This is a genomic window from Streptomyces sp. NPDC091972, assembly GCF_044756385.1.
GTDB lineage: Bacteria > Actinomycetota > Actinomycetes > Streptomycetales > Streptomycetaceae > Streptomyces.
In genome coordinates, this window is the sequence record NZ_JBIVSV010000001.1 from 576,322 (window position 1) to 590,566 (window position 14,245).

Below are 14,245 nucleotides of genomic sequence, written 5' to 3' on the forward strand. Positions count from 1 at the left end.
TGATCTGCCTCTACGGTATGCAGGCCCGCCGCGGCCCGGAGCGGCGCCCCGCCGGTCGGGCCCCTCCCGGACCGCGGCCCCTCAGCTGTGCCGGTACCGGTTCGGTGCCGCGCACCACGGTGGTGCCGGCACCGCCGCTGCCCTCGACCGTGAGGGCGACCGTGCCCCTGGGCCGCAGCGGGACCGGGCCCTGCCTGCCGCGCGGCCCCCACGGCTCGGCGAGGCAGCCGCCGTTTCCGCGGGTGCCGGAGACCGGGGCGGGAAAGCGGCGGGGAGCGACGTGGTCCGGCTGCCGCGCCCGCGCGGGGAACCGCAGCACAGTGCCGGAGCCCCGCCCCGAGGAGTCGCCGTCAGGCCGCTTCGTCCGGCAGAGGGCGTGCGCCGGAAGTCGCCGGCCGTCTCCGTACGCTCCTCAGGCCCGCGGCGACCAGGAGTGCGGCCACCCCCAGGGCCCCCACCGCACCCGCCAGGCTTCCCACGGCGGACTCCCCGGCCAGCAGCACCAGCGGGCACACGAACTCGCCGCCGAAGAACGCCGCCGTCCACAGCCCGGTACCGCGGCCGCGGTCCTCGAACGCCAGCCGGGACATCGCGCTCGTGAGCAGCGCCGGCAGCAGCATCCCCGTCCCCACACAGTTGATCACCGCGCCGACCACCAGCAGCGGGGCGTTCCCCGCGACGGACATGATCCCGAACCCGGCCGCGCACACCGCGAGCACGGCGGGCAGCATCGGCTCCGGCGCGCGCTCCAGGCGGGCGAAGGCGATCGCCCCGCCCACCGTGGCCGCACTGGCGACCGCCGTGGCCAGGCCGATCACCCCCGTGTTCGCCACCCCGAGGTCGTCGAGCAGATACGACATCTCGACCGGCACGGTGTAGAACACCATCGCCCCGAAGAAGGTGAGCGCACAGATGCCGCCCAACTGCCGCCAGGGGAAGGCACGTCGGGAACCGTCCGGGCTCCCGGCAACGCTCACCCGGGTCACCTGGCTCGCGGGACCGGGCAGCGCCGAGGCCATGAGCGGCGCCAGCACCAGGCTCACGGCGTACACCCAGAACGGCACCCGCCAGCCCGCCGCGCCCGCGGCCCCGCCGAGCACGAAGAACACGGTCGCCGACGCGGAGGCGCACATCGTCTGCAGCGCGAGGTACCGCACCCGCAGCCGCCCCGAGTAGTAGTCGCCGATCAGTGTCGTGCAGCACGTCATGATCGCGGCCTCGGTGACCCCGACCAAGGCCCGGCTCACGATGATCGCGCCCAGGGAGTCCAGCCACAGGGGTGCCGTGCCGAAGACGGCGTACAGCAGCGTCGCCACGATCAGCAGCCGCTTGCGCCCGAGCCGGTCCACGATCACTCCCGCGAACGGGGCGAGCACCGCCAGCGCCAGCGCGGGAACGGTCAGCGCGAGCGGCACGAGCGCCTTCGCGCCCGGCACGGACGCGAAGTGGTCCTGCATCCTCGGCAGCACCGGGGCGATCAGGACCGCCCCCAGGATCGGCAGGCAGCTTCCGGCCATCAGCAGGGTCACCCGCAGCAGATGGGCCGGGCCCGACACGGCGACGGGGGAGGGGGCGGTGTCGTCCGCCGCGGCGGGGGACGGGGGCACGGATCCGGGCATGACGACTCCAGGGGCGGCGTACGGGAAGCGGTCATGCCGTGAGCGACACGCCCTGCGTGGGCGCGCTCGGCATGCCGGGGACGTCCGCACACCGGCGGCTCGTCGGACAGCGGCGTGCGGGCTGGCACGACTATGAGCGGTACGGACGGCTCATCGCCATCCTCCACGCGATCCGAATCCCGTATCCGGTTCATCCATGGAGTGGATGCAGTCCGGGTTCCGGCCCGTCCCGACCGCTCCTCAGCCCTCGTACTCCCGCAGCTTGCGGTACAGCGTGGCCCGTCCGATGCCGAGGGCCGCCGCCGCCCGGGACTTGTTGCCGCCGTGGCGGTGCAGGGTCTCCAGGATCGTGGCGCGTTCGGCGTGTTCCATCGGGCTGAGCGGGCGGACGGCGGGGCCCTCCCGCACGGTGTCCGGAAGCTCGTCCCGCCGGACCGGCCCCGCGATCCGCCGGTGTTCCGCCAAGGCCTGCACGACGTGGGCGAGTTCGGTGACGTTGCCCGGCCAGGGATGCTGTTCGAGCGCCCGCAGGGCGTCCAGCGTCCAGGTGAGCGGAGGGCGCCCCGGGGCCGGGCGCGGGGCGAGGGCCGCCAGCAACTCCCTGATGTCCTCGGTGCGTTCACGCAACGGCGGCAGGACGACCGTGCGGGCGGCGAGTTTGTCGAGGAGCCGCTGGAGGCAGGGGCCGGGTGCGGTGCCGGGGGTGTGGGTGACCAGCAGCCGGAGCTCCGAATGCGTGTCGAGGAGGGAGTTGAGCGTGGCCACGGCGGGCTGCGTCAGCCGCTCGGCGTGCCGGAGGACCAGGGGACTTGCCGCGGCCCACTCGGCCAGGTCGCCTTCCAGGGTGCCGCCTTCGGCCGCGTCGACCACCTGGACGCCGGCCGGTCCCAGCAACTCCCGGGCCAGCGCGGTCTTTCCCGTCCCCCGTTCGCCGGTCAGCAGCACGGGCTCGGGGGAGCGGACCAGTTCGGCGGCGCGCTCGACGGCGTGACGCCACGGCGGGGAGGAACCCGCCAGACAGGGCAGCGGCAGCGGCCGCGGCCTCGGGGCGTCCTGCGCCCGCGGCTCCAGGACGGCCACGATCCCCACGACCAGGCCCTCCTGGCGCACCGGGTCGATGCGGGCCCCGCACCCGGCTCCCTCGGGCAGCTCCGCGACCGGCGGCGCGTCCGTGTGCCGTGCCGCCAGCGCCGTGTGCTCGAGGGCCCGGAGCACCTCCGGAGTCGCCAGCCGCTCGGCCGCCGCACTGATCAGGCGGTTGCGGCCGTCCAGCGCGGCCACCGCGCGGTCCTCGCGGCGGGCGGCCCGCAGGTAGGCGTCCAGCAGGACCTGTTCGGGCCGTCCGGCCCGGGCCAGCAGTTCCGCCTCGACCGCCGCCGCGGCGGCCTCGGCGAGCGCCGCCTGCGGGTGCGGCGGGCGTCCGCCCGGCAGGTGGGAGGCGACGGTGAGCGTGCCGAGCGCCTGTCCGCCCTTCGGCGCGAGGACCGGGACGCTGACCGCCGACATGTCCTGCCACAGGTCGAGGAAGTGCTCGGGCCCGTGCACCTCGGCACGGTGCCTGCTGCGCAGGGCGAGGGCCGCGCTGTTGTGACCGACCTCCTGCTCCGACAGCCCCGGGCAGGGGACGAGCCCGGGCGCGTTCCCGTACGTCCACAGCACGCGCAGCCGTGCGTCGGTGAGGAGGAGGACGGAGCGGCCGGTGCCGAGGGCGGGGGCGATCCGTTCGAGCACCGGACGGGCGGCGCCGAGCAGCGCGGACTCGACCGGCCGGGGCGCGTCGGCGGCGGACTCCCGCGAGCCGTGCGGTACGCCGAAGTCGTGCGGTACGCCGTAGAAACGGGCCCGCCGCCACGCCGCGAGGACCTCCTCCGGCACACCGTCGGGCACCGGCCGCCCGGCCAGGAAGCGCTCACGCGCGACTCGCAGCGGGGGGAGGGCGCGGACTGCGGGGGAGGGCTCTGTGGTGGTCACGACGTACCCACGGTAGCGGGTTCAGTTGAACGCGCAACGACTACCCCCGGGGTGGGTGCGCGGTCGGGTCCACGACCTGCGATCGCCGGGACCAGGAACCCGGTCGGCGAACGTGGTTGCCCGGGACGCCCCGTCCGCCCGGCCGCTGTACCAAATTGAGACACCCGCCCCCCGCTCCCTCCCCCCATGATCAAAACTGATCCCGTCCGTGAGCCCCCGCCTGGAGCGCCCCGTGTCCACCGTCGTCGAGACCGACGTCCTGATCGTAGGCAGCGGCCCGGCCGGAGCGTCCGCCGCGCTCGCGCTGAGCACCTACGGCGTGCCCAACATCGTCGTCACCCGCTACGCGAGCCTCGCCGACACCCCCCGCGCGCACATCACCAACCAGCGGACCATGGAGGTGCTGCGCGACCTCGGCGTCGAGCAGGACGTCGTCGCGCGGGCGACCCCGCAGCACCTGATGGGGAACACCACCTTCTGCACCAGCCTGGCCGGCGAGGAACTGGGCCGGGTGCGCTCGTGGGGCAACGACCCGGTCGTCCAGGCCGCCCACGAACTCGCCAGCCCCACCCGCATGTGCGACATGCCCCAGCACCTCATGGAACCGGTCCTCGTCGACGCGGCCGTGGCCCGCGGCACCAGCCTGCGCTTCCAGACCGAGTACCTCTCCCACACCCAGGACACCGACGGCGTGACGGCCACCGTGCGGGACCGGCTGCGCGGGGACACGTACGAGATCCGCGCGAAGTACCTGATCGGCGCGGACGGCGGCCGGTCCAGGGTCGCCGAGGACGCCGGGCTCCCGATGGGCGGCCGGATGGGCGTGGCCGGCAGCATCAACATCGTCTTCGAGGCCGACCTGACGAAGTACACCGCCCACCGCCCCGCCACTCTCTACTGGGTCCTCGCCCCGGGCGCCACCGTCGGCGGCATCGGCGCGGGCCTGGTGCGCTGCGTCCGGCCGTGGAACGAGTGGCTGATCGTGTGGGGGTACGACGTCACCGCGGGCTCCCCGGACCTGACCACCGAGTACGCGGAGTCGGTCGTACGGCAGTTGGTCGGCGACGACGAGATCCCCGTGACGATCAAGTCGTCCTCGGCCTGGACCGTCAACGAGATGTACGCGGAGAGCTACTCCCACGGCCGCGTCTTCTGCGCCGGGGACGCCACCCACCGCCACCCGCCGTCCAACGGCCTCGGCTCCAACACCTCCATCCAGGACTCCTACAACCTGGCCTGGAAGCTGAAGCTCGTCCTCGACGGCACCGCCTCGCCGAAGCTCCTCGACACCTACACCGCCGAACGCGCCCCCGTCGGCAAGCAGGTCGTCACCCGGGCCAACCGGTCCATCGGCGAGACCGCCCCGATCTTCGAGGCCCTCGACGGACTCGCCCCCCAGACCCCCGAACAGCTCTGGGCCAACATCGCCGCCCGCAAGGACGCCACCGAGGCCGCCGAGAAGCAGCGGGCCGCGCTCCGCGAGGCGATCGCCTTCAAGGCGTACGAGTTCAACGCGCACGGCGTCGACCTCAACCAGCGCTACACCTCGGACGCGGTCGTCCCCGACGGCACCCCCGCGGAGACCTTCGCCCGCGACCCCGAGCTCCACCACCAGCCCACCTCCCGCCCCGGCGCCCGCGTCCCGCACGCCTGGATCACCTCCGGCACCCGCACCCTGTCCACCCTCGACACCGTCGGCCAGGGCCGCTTCACCCTGCTGACCGGCATCGGCGGCGAGGGCTGGGTCCGGGCCGCGAAGACGCAGGACATCGAGATCGCCACCGTGGTCATCGGTCCCGGACAGCAGTACGAGGACCCGTACGGCGACTGGGCGCGCCTGCGCGAGATCCCCGACGCCGGCGCCCTGCTCGTACGGCCGGACGGCTTCGTCGCCTTCCGGCACGCGGCCGCGGCCCCGGACGCCGACGCGCTCCTCTCGGGCGCGCTGCGGCGGATCCTCGGACACGCCTGAGAACGCGCGACCATGGCAGAAGCGGACCGCCGTCGAGCAGGAGGAGCCGGGATGACCAGCGACGCGATCGGAACCAGCGTCACCGAGGAGGCCGTCGCGAGCCTCCGTGGGACCGCCGATCCACGACTGCGCGAACTGCTCGCCGGTCTGATCGGCCATCTGCACGACTTCGTGCGCGAGACCCGGCTCACCCAGGAGGAGTGGGAGCGGGCCATCGCCTTCCTCACGGCGACCGGACAGAAGTGCACGGACACCCGGCAGGAGTTCATCCTCCTGTCGGACGTCCTCGGCCTCTCCATGCTGGTCGAGACCGTCAACGGCGACCGCGTGCAGGGTGCCACCGAGTCCACCGTGCTCGGGCCCTTCCACATGACCGAGTCGCCCGTCCGGGAACTCGGCGACGACATCGACCTGGTGGGCGGCGGTGAGCCGTGCGTGGTCAGCGGCCGGGTGCTGTCGGCGGACGGCACCCCGCTGCCCGGGGCCGTCCTCGACGTCTGGCAGGCCGACGATCAGGGCTTCTACGACGTCCAGCAGCCCGACGCGCAGCCCGCGGGCAACGGACGCGGACTGTTCACCGCCGACGCCGAGGGCCGCTTCTGGTTCCGCACCTGTGTCCCGGCGCCCTACCCGATCCCCACCGACGGCCCGGTCGGGGACCTGCTCCGCGCGACCGGCCGGCACCCCTACCGGCCCGCCCACATCCACTTCATCGTCGCCGCCGAGGGCCACACCCCCGTCACCACCCACATCTTCGTCGCGGGCAGCGACTACCTCGAGTCCGACGCCGTCTTCGCCGTGAAGCAGAGCCTGGTGCAGGACTTCGCGACGACCGACGATCCGGTGCTGGCCGCGGAGTTCGGCGTCCCCCATCCCTTCCGGCACGCCCGCTTCGACCTCGTACTGGAGCCCGGCGCATGACGTTCACGGGCGACTTCACCTACGAGAGCCGGCCCGGACGGGTCGTCCTGCGGCCCGGTGCCGCCGTCACCGCGACCCCCGGCGAGGTCGAACTCCTCGGTCTGCGGCGGGTGCTGGTGGTCTGCGGCAGCCGGGGCGAGGCCGTCGCGCGGAGGGTCGCGGACGCACTCGGCGACTCCTGCGCGGGGCTGCACGCCGAGGCCCGTATGCACGTACCCGTCGAGGTCGCCGACCGGGCCGTGGCGGTGGCCCGCGCGGCCGGGGCCGACGGTGTCGTCGCGGTCGGCGGCGGCTCCTCCATCGGCCTGGGCAAGGCGATCGCCCTGCGCACCGCACTGCCGCTGATCGCCGTGCCGTCGACCTACTCGGGCTCCGAGATGACCCCCGTCTGGGGCCTGACCGAGGGCGGCGCCAAGCGCACCGGCCGCGACCCGCGGGTCCAGCCCCGCAGTGTCGTCTACGACCCCGAGCTGACCCTCTCCCTGCCGGTACCGCTCACCGTGACCAGCGGCGTCAACGCCCTCGCGCACGCGGTCGAGGCGCTCTACGCCGCGGACACCTCGCCGCTGATCGCGCTGATGGCCGAGGAGGGCGTACGGGCCATGGCACAGGCACTGCCGCTGCTCGCCTCGAACCCCGAGGACCTGGACGCGCGCGGCCGGGCGCTGTACGCGGCGTGGCTGTGCGGGACCTGCCTCGGCGCCACCACCATGGGCCTGCACCACAAGCTCTGCCACGTCCTGGGCGGCACCTTCGGTCTGCCGCACGCCGAGACGCACACGATCGTCCTGCCGTACGCGCTCGCGTACAACGCCCCCGCCGCCCCCGATGCGTTGACCGCGCTGGGCCGGGCACTCGACGCCGACGACCCGCCGGGTGCCCTGTGGGACCTGGCCGGACGCCTGGGCGCCCCGCGCTCCCTCGCCGAACTCGGCCTCCACGAGACCGACCTGGCGGAGGCGGCCGTACAGGTGGCGGGACAGCCGTACGCCAACCCGCGTCCCGTGACCGTGGACGGCGTGCGGGCGGTGCTCCGGGCGGCCCACGAGGGCCGCCGGCCATGAGCACCGCGGCACGACAGCAAGTCCCCTAGGAAAGGTGAACATCATGGCCCTCGCACTCCTCCGGCGCCGGCGGTCCAAAGCTGCCCTGGCCGAGGCGGCGGGCCTCTCCGTCCCCCTCCCCGAAGGCGCGGGCGCCGTGGCCCGCGAGATCGTCGACCCGATGGGCTCGCCCATGGCGGGCGCGGACGTCACCGTCACCGCCCTGGACACGCACCGGGTCGCGGCCCGCGGGACGACCGACCCCTACGGCTACTTCGTGGCCGTGCTGCCGCCCGGCCGCTACAGCCTGCTGGCCGCCGCCGAAGGGCTCCAGCCGCACCGCGAGACGCTGGAGGTCGGGCCGAGCGGCCCGGCGCCCGCCGAGCGGGTCTGGCTCCAGCCGGCCCAGGCCCTCCAACTCCCCACGCCCGGCGTCTGGTTGTTCGATCCGCCGCACACCGCGATCCGCTTCATCGCCAAGCACGTCGGCATGGCGCACGTCCACGGCCGGTTCGAGCGTTTCGAGGGCGGCATCCAGGTCGCGCAGGACATGTCCCAGTCCCGCGTCCAGGTCCGCATCGACGCCTCCAGCATCACGACCGGCAACACCACCCGCGACAACCACCTGCGTTCCGGTGACTTCCTCGACGTGGAACGCTTCCCGCACATCGACTTCGTCAGCAGCCGTTTCGCCTACCGGGGCGGCAGCAAGTGGACCCTCCAGGGCACCCTGACCATGCACGGCGTGAGCCGCTCGGTCGCCCTCGACACGACCTACCTGGGCACGGTCAACGGCGGCTACGGCGAGGAACTGCGCTGCGCGGCCCTCGCGACGGCGGAACTGCACCGGGAGGACTACACCCTCAACTGGCGGTCGATGCTGGCCCGGGGCATCGCGGTCGTCGGTCCCACGGTCCAGCTGGAACTGGACGTGCAGGCGATGTACCGCACCCACGACACGCCGACGCCGCCGGAGTAGGCGCGCACGGCGGCGGGGCATTGTCGGACCCGGTCGGTACGGTCGGCCCATGAGAGCCGACGGAACATTCAGCGTGACAGCGTTCGTGCCGACCGGGACGGTGCCCGAGCCCGCCGTGGCCACCGGGCTCCCGGTCGGCGTCGCGACCATGGAGAAGCGGTTCGAGGGCGAGATCGCCGGCCGCTCGGCGACCTTGTTCACCGCCGCGTACGACCAGGAGTCCGGCGTCGGCACCTATGTGGCCATGGAGTCCTTCGAGGGCTCGGTGCACGACCGGTCCGGAGCCTTCAACTTCGCGCACTCGGCCACCACGTCCGGCAGCGACCGCACCGCGGAGTTCTTCACGATCGTCCCCTCCAGCGGCACCGGGGAGCTGGCGGGGATCTCCGGCACCGGGGGACTCACGGTCGACGCCGACGGCACCCACCGGATCCGGCTCGACTACGAACTCGGCTGACATCCGGGGCAACTCGCCGTGACCGAAGGGCACATCGTGCCCCGGACGCCCGACAGCTTCACGGAAAACTCACAAGACACCACTGACACTTTATGTTTCAAACGTTACGCTCGCCGTCATCCGAGTGCTCGGGGGAGCGGCCGGGCCGCCATGGCACTCCCTCCCCCCACGGCTCAGGAGACCGGCGTGAGTGACGGCGACGTAGTGGTGATCGGCGGCGGCTATGCGGGCGTCCGGCTGGCGAGACGGCTGGACGCGACAGCCCGGGTCACGCTGGTGGACCGCAAGGAGGTGTTCTTCCACCGCATCTCCTCCCTGCGGGCCGGAGTCCGACCGGAGTGGAGCGCGACCCCCTTCATCCCGTACGACAGGCTGCTGCGCCGTGGCCGGGTCGTGGTGGGCAAGGTGACGGGAATCGACACCGCCGAGCGGCGCGTGCTGCTGGGCGACGGCACCCGGCTGCCCTACGACGTGGTGGTGATCGCGACCGGCGCCGACTACCCGGAACCGGCCCGCTTCAGCGGGAGCACCACCGAGGAGGCGATGAAGGCCTTCGCCGAGCACCAGCAGAGGATCGCCTTCGCCGAGCACGTCCTCGTCGTCGGCGGCGGGCCCTCCGGCGTCGAACTCAGCGCCGAGATCCGCCTGGCCCGGCCGGACGCCCGGGTCACGCTCGCCCACGCGGGGTCCGCGCTGCTCGACGGCACCGGCAGCGAACGGGCCGCCCGCAAGGCCCGCGCCTGGCTGGAGGCCCACGACGTGGAGGTGCGGCTCGGCTCCTTCATGTCCCCGGGCAGCGACTTCGGCACCTACCGCGACGCCCGCGGCCAGGTCCTCACCGCGGACCTGTCCTTCTGGGCCACCGGCACCACACCCAACACGCTCTGGCTGCGCCTGTGCGGTCACGGCGACTGGCTGACCCCCTCCGGGCACGTGAAGGTCGACCGCGCGCTGCGGGCCGAGGGTCAGATGGACGTCTTCGCGGTCGGCGACGTCAACGACGCCACGGAGCTCAAGATCACCCCGGCGGCGCTCGCCCAGGCCGACCTCGCCGCCTGGAACATCCGCGCCCACCTGAACAGTTCGGGTCGGCACCGCAGGGAGCCCCGCTTCTACCGGCCCATGCACCGCACCCCGCTCATCGTGCCCTTCGGTCCGGCCGACGGAGTGACCATGCTGCCGGTGCCGGGCGGCGAGACGGCGGTCCTCGGCAGCCGCACCAGCACCCTGGCCAAGGCGAAGACCCTGATGACGCCGTACATGCGGCGCCAACTCGGTTACACGGCGGCGTGATCCGGCGAGGGGAGCGGGGCGCTCGACTCGTCGGGCACGGCACGGCGGCGCGCCGCGGGACCCCGGCGCCGAGCCACCGGGGGCAACCCGGACGGGGTCCGGCGGGCGGCGTCCCGCAGCCGTACGGGACGGCACCGGGACCGCCGGAAAGGGTGCTTCATGCGTGCAGGACGTGCTGCGTGGGCCGGACCAGGCCCGACTCGTAGGCGAACACCACCGCCTGGACCCGCCCGCGGGCGCCGATCTTGGTAAGGATGTTGCTGACGTGGGACTTCACGGTGGTCGGAGCGATGGACAGCCGGTCGGCGATCTCGGCGTTGGAGTCGCCGGAGGCCACCGCCGTGAGCACGTCGCGCTCGCGGCCGGTGAGGGTGTCCAGCCGGTTGCCCGGGGCGGAGTCCCCGACGGCACGCCCGCTGCGGACGGCGTCGATGAGGGCGCGGGTCAGTCCGGGGGAGACGACGACGTCGCCGGCGGCCACGACCCGGACGGCCGCGACCAGTTCGTCGGCGGTGGCGTCCTCCGGAAGGTGCCCGGCCGCTCCGGCGCGCAGGGCGCCGTAGGGGCTGGTGTCGTCGCCACCGGTGAGCAGCAGGACGTGCGGGGCGTGCCCGTCCGGCGCGTGGGCGAGGCGGCGGACGGTCTCGACGGTGTCCGCGCCGGTGCTGCGGCCGTCCAGCAGGACGACGTCCGGCCGGAGCAGGGCGCTCAGCCGGACCGCCTCCGGCCCGTGCGCCGCCTCACCGGTGACGGTCAGGTCGGTCTGGGACTCGAGGAGCATTCGAAGGCCGACACGCTGAAGTGACTGGCCGGTGGCGATGAGGACGCTGGTCATGGCTGCGTGCTCCATCCTCGTCCAGCGCACAACATGCTGAACGAAACGGTTTCGTTCTCGTGGGGATCAGCGTAACTCCGCAACTATCGAAACGGGCGCGTCTCGATTGTGGGGTGGCTCACATCCGGCCCGCGTTTCCGGAGCACCGTGAGCCGTCACGGCTGGTGAGCGGAGGGCGGGACAACCCGCGAACCGGGCACTGACCGGACGAGGACCCGCTAGCCGCTCTCCACCAGACTCTGCGTGCCCAGCACCGAGATCAGCCGCAGCTTCTCGGCGGCCTCGGTGCCGGGCTCGGCCGAGTACACGAGGACGTGGAGGTCGTTGTCCTCCACCCGGAGCAGATCGCAGTCGAGGGTGAGCGTTCCGACCTGCGGATGCTCGATCGTCTTGTGCGAGGTGGCGAGACGCCCCACCACCCCCGCGTCCCACAGCTCGGCGAAACGCTTGCTCCTGGTGCGCAACTCCGCGATCAGCGAGGCGAGTTGCCGGTCGGCGGGGTAACGGGCGGCGGTCGCGCGCAGTTCGGCGACCATGCCCGCCTCGAAGTCCCGCCGTTCCTCCGGGGTGTGCCGCACCCGGGTCGGCATCCCCGTGAAGTTGCGCCACACGCCGTTGCGTTCGAAGCCTCGCAGGACGGACGGATCACCCATCAGGGCCGCGTACAGCGGGTTGGCCAGCAGCAGCGTCATGGCCGCGTCGGAGACGGCGACCGCGGTGTCGACCAGCCGGTCCACCAGCCGCTGCACGCTGGGCGTGATGAACCCGGGCACCACGTCCGGCCCCGGCGGCACCAGTTCCGCGAGTCCGAAGAGATACGTCCGCTCGTCCCCGGAGAGCCGCAGCGCCCGGGCCAGCGCCTCGACGACCTGCACGGACGGGTTGGCCGCCCGGCCCTGTTCGAGACGCGTGACGTAGTCGACCGAGATACCGGCCAGCAGCGCCAGTTCCTCCCGCCGCAGCCCGGCTGCACGCCGCTGGCCCCCCGAGGGGAGCCCCACCGCGTCCGGGGACACCCGGTCGCGCCAGCGCCGCAGCGCCTGCCCCAGTTCTGTCGCCGCCATGCTCCTCAGTGAACACCGTCGGCCGCGCATGTGCCTGGTACCGCCAGTCCCAGGAAGAAGGGTCTTCTGGCTGACCCCGCCGCGCCGCAGCAGCCTGGACGGCATGACGACAACACTCATCACCGGAGCCAACAAGGGTCTCGGCTTCGAGACCGCCCGCCGCCTCGTCGCCGCGGGCCACACCGTCTACGTCGGCGCCCGTGACCCCGAACGGGGGCGGCGCGCGGCCGAGCGGCTCGGCGCGCGGTTCGTCCGGCTCGACGTCACCGACGACGCCTCGGTCGAGGCGGCGGCCAAGACCGTCGAGGCCGAGGGCGGCCTGGACGTCCTGATCAACAACGCGGGCATCGAGACCCGGACCGAGGACAACAGCGTGCCGGTCGCGGAGACCGTGACCGCCGACCAGATGCGCACCACGTTCGAGACGAACGTCTTCGGGGTCGTCCGCGTCCTGCACGCCTTCCTGCCCCTGCTCCAGCGCTCGGCCGCCCCCGTCGTGGTCAACGTCAGCAGCGGCCTGGGCTCGCTGACCCACCTCTCCGACCCGGACCACCCCGCGCACTTCTACCCGGGCATCGCCTACCCGACGTCCAAGGCCGCGGTGAACATGCTCACCGTGCAGTACGCGAAGGCGTTCCCGGGCATGCGGATCAACTCCGTGGAGCCCGGTTTCACCAGGACCGACCTGAACGGCAACACGGGTACGCAGACCGTGGAGGAGGGCGCCGAGATCATCGTCCGCATGGCGCAGGTCGCCCCGGACGGCCCGACCGGCGGATACTTCGACGCCAAGGGCCCGCTGCCCTGGTGACCGCCGGGTGATCCGGCCGGCGGGGCCGGTGGTTCAGACGACCCCGTCGGCGCGCAGGGCCTCGATGTCCTCGCCGGTGCGGCCGAGCTCCGTGAGGATCGCCTCGGTGTGCTCGCCCACCCCCGGGACCGGGTCCATGCGGGCGGGCACGCCCGCGAGGTCGGCCGGGGGCAGCAGCGCCTGTGCCGTGGCCCCGCCGGGGAGGGCGACCTCGTGCCAGCGGCCGCGGGCGGCCAGGACCGGGTGGTCGAGGAACGCGGCGACGTCGTTGACGCCGGCGCAGGCGATGCCGATGCCCTCCAGGTCCTCCAGGACCTGCGCGGCGTCGGAGCGCGCGATCCGCTCGGCGACCAGGGCGTTCAGTTCCCCGCGGTGGGCGACCCGGGCCGAGCCGGTGGCGAAGCGCGGATCGTCGGCCAGCGCGGGCTGCCGCAGGAACGCGGAGCACAGGACGGTCCACTCGCGTTCGTTCTGGACGGAGAACAGCACGTCCTTGCCGTCGGCGGCCGTGAAGGCGCCGTAGGGGGCGATGGTGGCGTGCTGGGTGCCCAGCCGCGGCGGCTGACTCCCCCCGTAGCGCGTGTAGTTGGCCGGCTGGCTCATCCACTCGGCCAGTGCCTCGAACAGGGACACCTCCACCGGGTGGGCCCTGCCGGTGGTGGCGCGGGTGTACAGGGCGGTCAGGATGCCGCTGTAGGCGTACATCCCGGCGGCGATGTCGGCGACGGAGATGCCGACCCGCGCGGTCTCCTCGGCGGTCCCGGTCAGCGACACCAGCCCGGTCTGGCACTGCACCAGCAGGTCGTACGACTTGCGGTCGGCCCACGGGCCGTCCGTGCCGTACCCGGAGATCGTGCACGGGATCAGCCGCGGCAGGCGCTCGGCGAGCGCGTCCGCGCCGAGGCCCAGCCGGTCGGCCGCGCCGGGGGCCAGGTTCTGGACGAACACGTCGGCCCCGTCGAGGAGCCGATGCAGGATCTCCAGGCCGCGTGGGTCCTTCAGGTCCAGGGTGAGCGACTCCTTGGACCGGTTGAGCCACACGAAGTAGCTGGAGTGGCCGTGCACGGTCGTGTCGTAGCGGCGGGCGAAGTCACCGTCGCCCGGCCGCTCCACCTTGATCACCCGGGCCCCGAGGTCGGCGAGCTGACGGGTCGCGTAGGGCGCGGCCACAGCCTGCTCCAGGCTGACCACCGTGATCCCGGACAGGGGCAACTGCGGCACGCTCATGCGGATCTTTGTACGGCCGGGTCCGAGAGGGTGTCAACGACTGCCGCCCCCTG

12 protein-coding genes are annotated in these 14,245 nt (G+C 73.4%); 7 read left to right on the forward strand and 5 right to left on the reverse strand.

What is annotated here, in order from left to right; all coding sequences use genetic code 11:
- Window positions 1-350 precede the first annotated feature (350 nt).
- Both ACIQJT_RS02750 and ACIQJT_RS02755 read right to left on the reverse strand, forming a co-directional pair.
- A complete protein-coding gene (locus tag ACIQJT_RS02750; RefSeq protein WP_402639303.1) occupies window positions 351-1,619 on the reverse strand; it encodes an MFS transporter in 1,269 nt (422 codons plus the stop codon).
- 240 nt (window positions 1,620-1,859) lie between these two features.
- Window positions 1,860-3,590: a helix-turn-helix domain-containing protein gene (locus ACIQJT_RS02755; RefSeq protein WP_402639305.1), complete on the reverse strand. Its 1,731-nt coding sequence runs from the start codon at window positions 3,588-3,590 to the stop codon at window positions 1,860-1,862.
- A gap of 232 nt (window positions 3,591-3,822) precedes the next feature.
- Here ACIQJT_RS02755 and ACIQJT_RS02760 point away from each other — a divergent pair, with 232 nt between their 5' ends.
- From ACIQJT_RS02760 to ACIQJT_RS02785, 6 genes are all read left to right on the forward strand, one after another.
- Window positions 3,823-5,562 carry an FAD-dependent oxidoreductase gene (locus tag ACIQJT_RS02760; RefSeq protein WP_402639307.1) on the forward strand — a complete coding sequence of 580 codons (1,740 nt, stop codon included), beginning with the start codon at window positions 3,823-3,825 and terminating at the stop codon, window positions 5,560-5,562.
- Between the two features lie 51 nt (window positions 5,563-5,613).
- Window positions 5,614-6,483, forward strand: coding sequence for an intradiol ring-cleavage dioxygenase (locus ACIQJT_RS02765; RefSeq protein ID WP_365459555.1), 870 nt, complete (start codon window positions 5,614-5,616; stop codon window positions 6,481-6,483).
- On the forward strand, window positions 6,480-7,547 hold the full coding sequence (locus tag ACIQJT_RS02770) for a maleylacetate reductase (RefSeq protein WP_402639309.1): 1,068 nt from the start codon (window positions 6,480-6,482) through the stop codon (window positions 7,545-7,547). Before ACIQJT_RS02765 ends, ACIQJT_RS02770 begins: the two co-directional genes overlap by 4 nt.
- 43 nt (window positions 7,548-7,590) lie before the next feature.
- Entirely contained in the window at window positions 7,591-8,505 is a 915-nt protein-coding gene (locus ACIQJT_RS02775; protein WP_365459549.1) for a YceI family protein, read from the forward strand.
- A gap of 49 nt (window positions 8,506-8,554) precedes the next feature.
- Entirely contained in the window at window positions 8,555-8,962 is a 408-nt protein-coding gene (locus ACIQJT_RS02780) for a DUF3224 domain-containing protein (RefSeq protein WP_365459546.1), read from the forward strand.
- A 186-nt stretch (window positions 8,963-9,148) separates the two neighbouring features.
- Window positions 9,149-10,255: an FAD-dependent oxidoreductase gene (locus ACIQJT_RS02785; RefSeq protein ID WP_365459543.1), complete on the forward strand. Its 1,107-nt coding sequence runs from the start codon at window positions 9,149-9,151 to the stop codon at window positions 10,253-10,255.
- A gap of 157 nt (window positions 10,256-10,412) precedes the next feature.
- Here the strand turns inward: ACIQJT_RS02785 and ACIQJT_RS02790 are convergent, their stop codons facing one another.
- Window positions 10,413-11,090 carry a response regulator transcription factor gene (locus tag ACIQJT_RS02790; RefSeq protein WP_365459540.1) on the reverse strand — a complete coding sequence of 226 codons (678 nt, stop codon included), beginning with the start codon at window positions 11,088-11,090 and terminating at the stop codon, window positions 10,413-10,415.
- Between the two features lie 218 nt (window positions 11,091-11,308).
- The gene (locus tag ACIQJT_RS02795) at window positions 11,309-12,154 is read right to left on the reverse strand and encodes a helix-turn-helix transcriptional regulator (protein ID WP_365459537.1); all 846 of its coding nucleotides are present in this window, start codon (window positions 12,152-12,154) and stop codon (window positions 11,309-11,311) included.
- 103 nt (window positions 12,155-12,257) lie between these two features.
- Between ACIQJT_RS02795 and ACIQJT_RS02800 the strand changes: the two genes are divergently transcribed.
- Window positions 12,258-12,965, forward strand: coding sequence for an SDR family oxidoreductase (locus ACIQJT_RS02800; protein ID WP_402639313.1), 708 nt, complete (start codon window positions 12,258-12,260; stop codon window positions 12,963-12,965).
- 33 nt (window positions 12,966-12,998) lie between these two features.
- On the opposite strand, the gene ACIQJT_RS02805 is transcribed toward ACIQJT_RS02800, so the two are convergent.
- On the reverse strand, window positions 12,999-14,192 hold the full coding sequence (locus ACIQJT_RS02805) for a CaiB/BaiF CoA transferase family protein (RefSeq protein ID WP_402639314.1): 1,194 nt from the start codon (window positions 14,190-14,192) through the stop codon (window positions 12,999-13,001).
- Window positions 14,193-14,245: the final 53 nt, after the last annotated feature.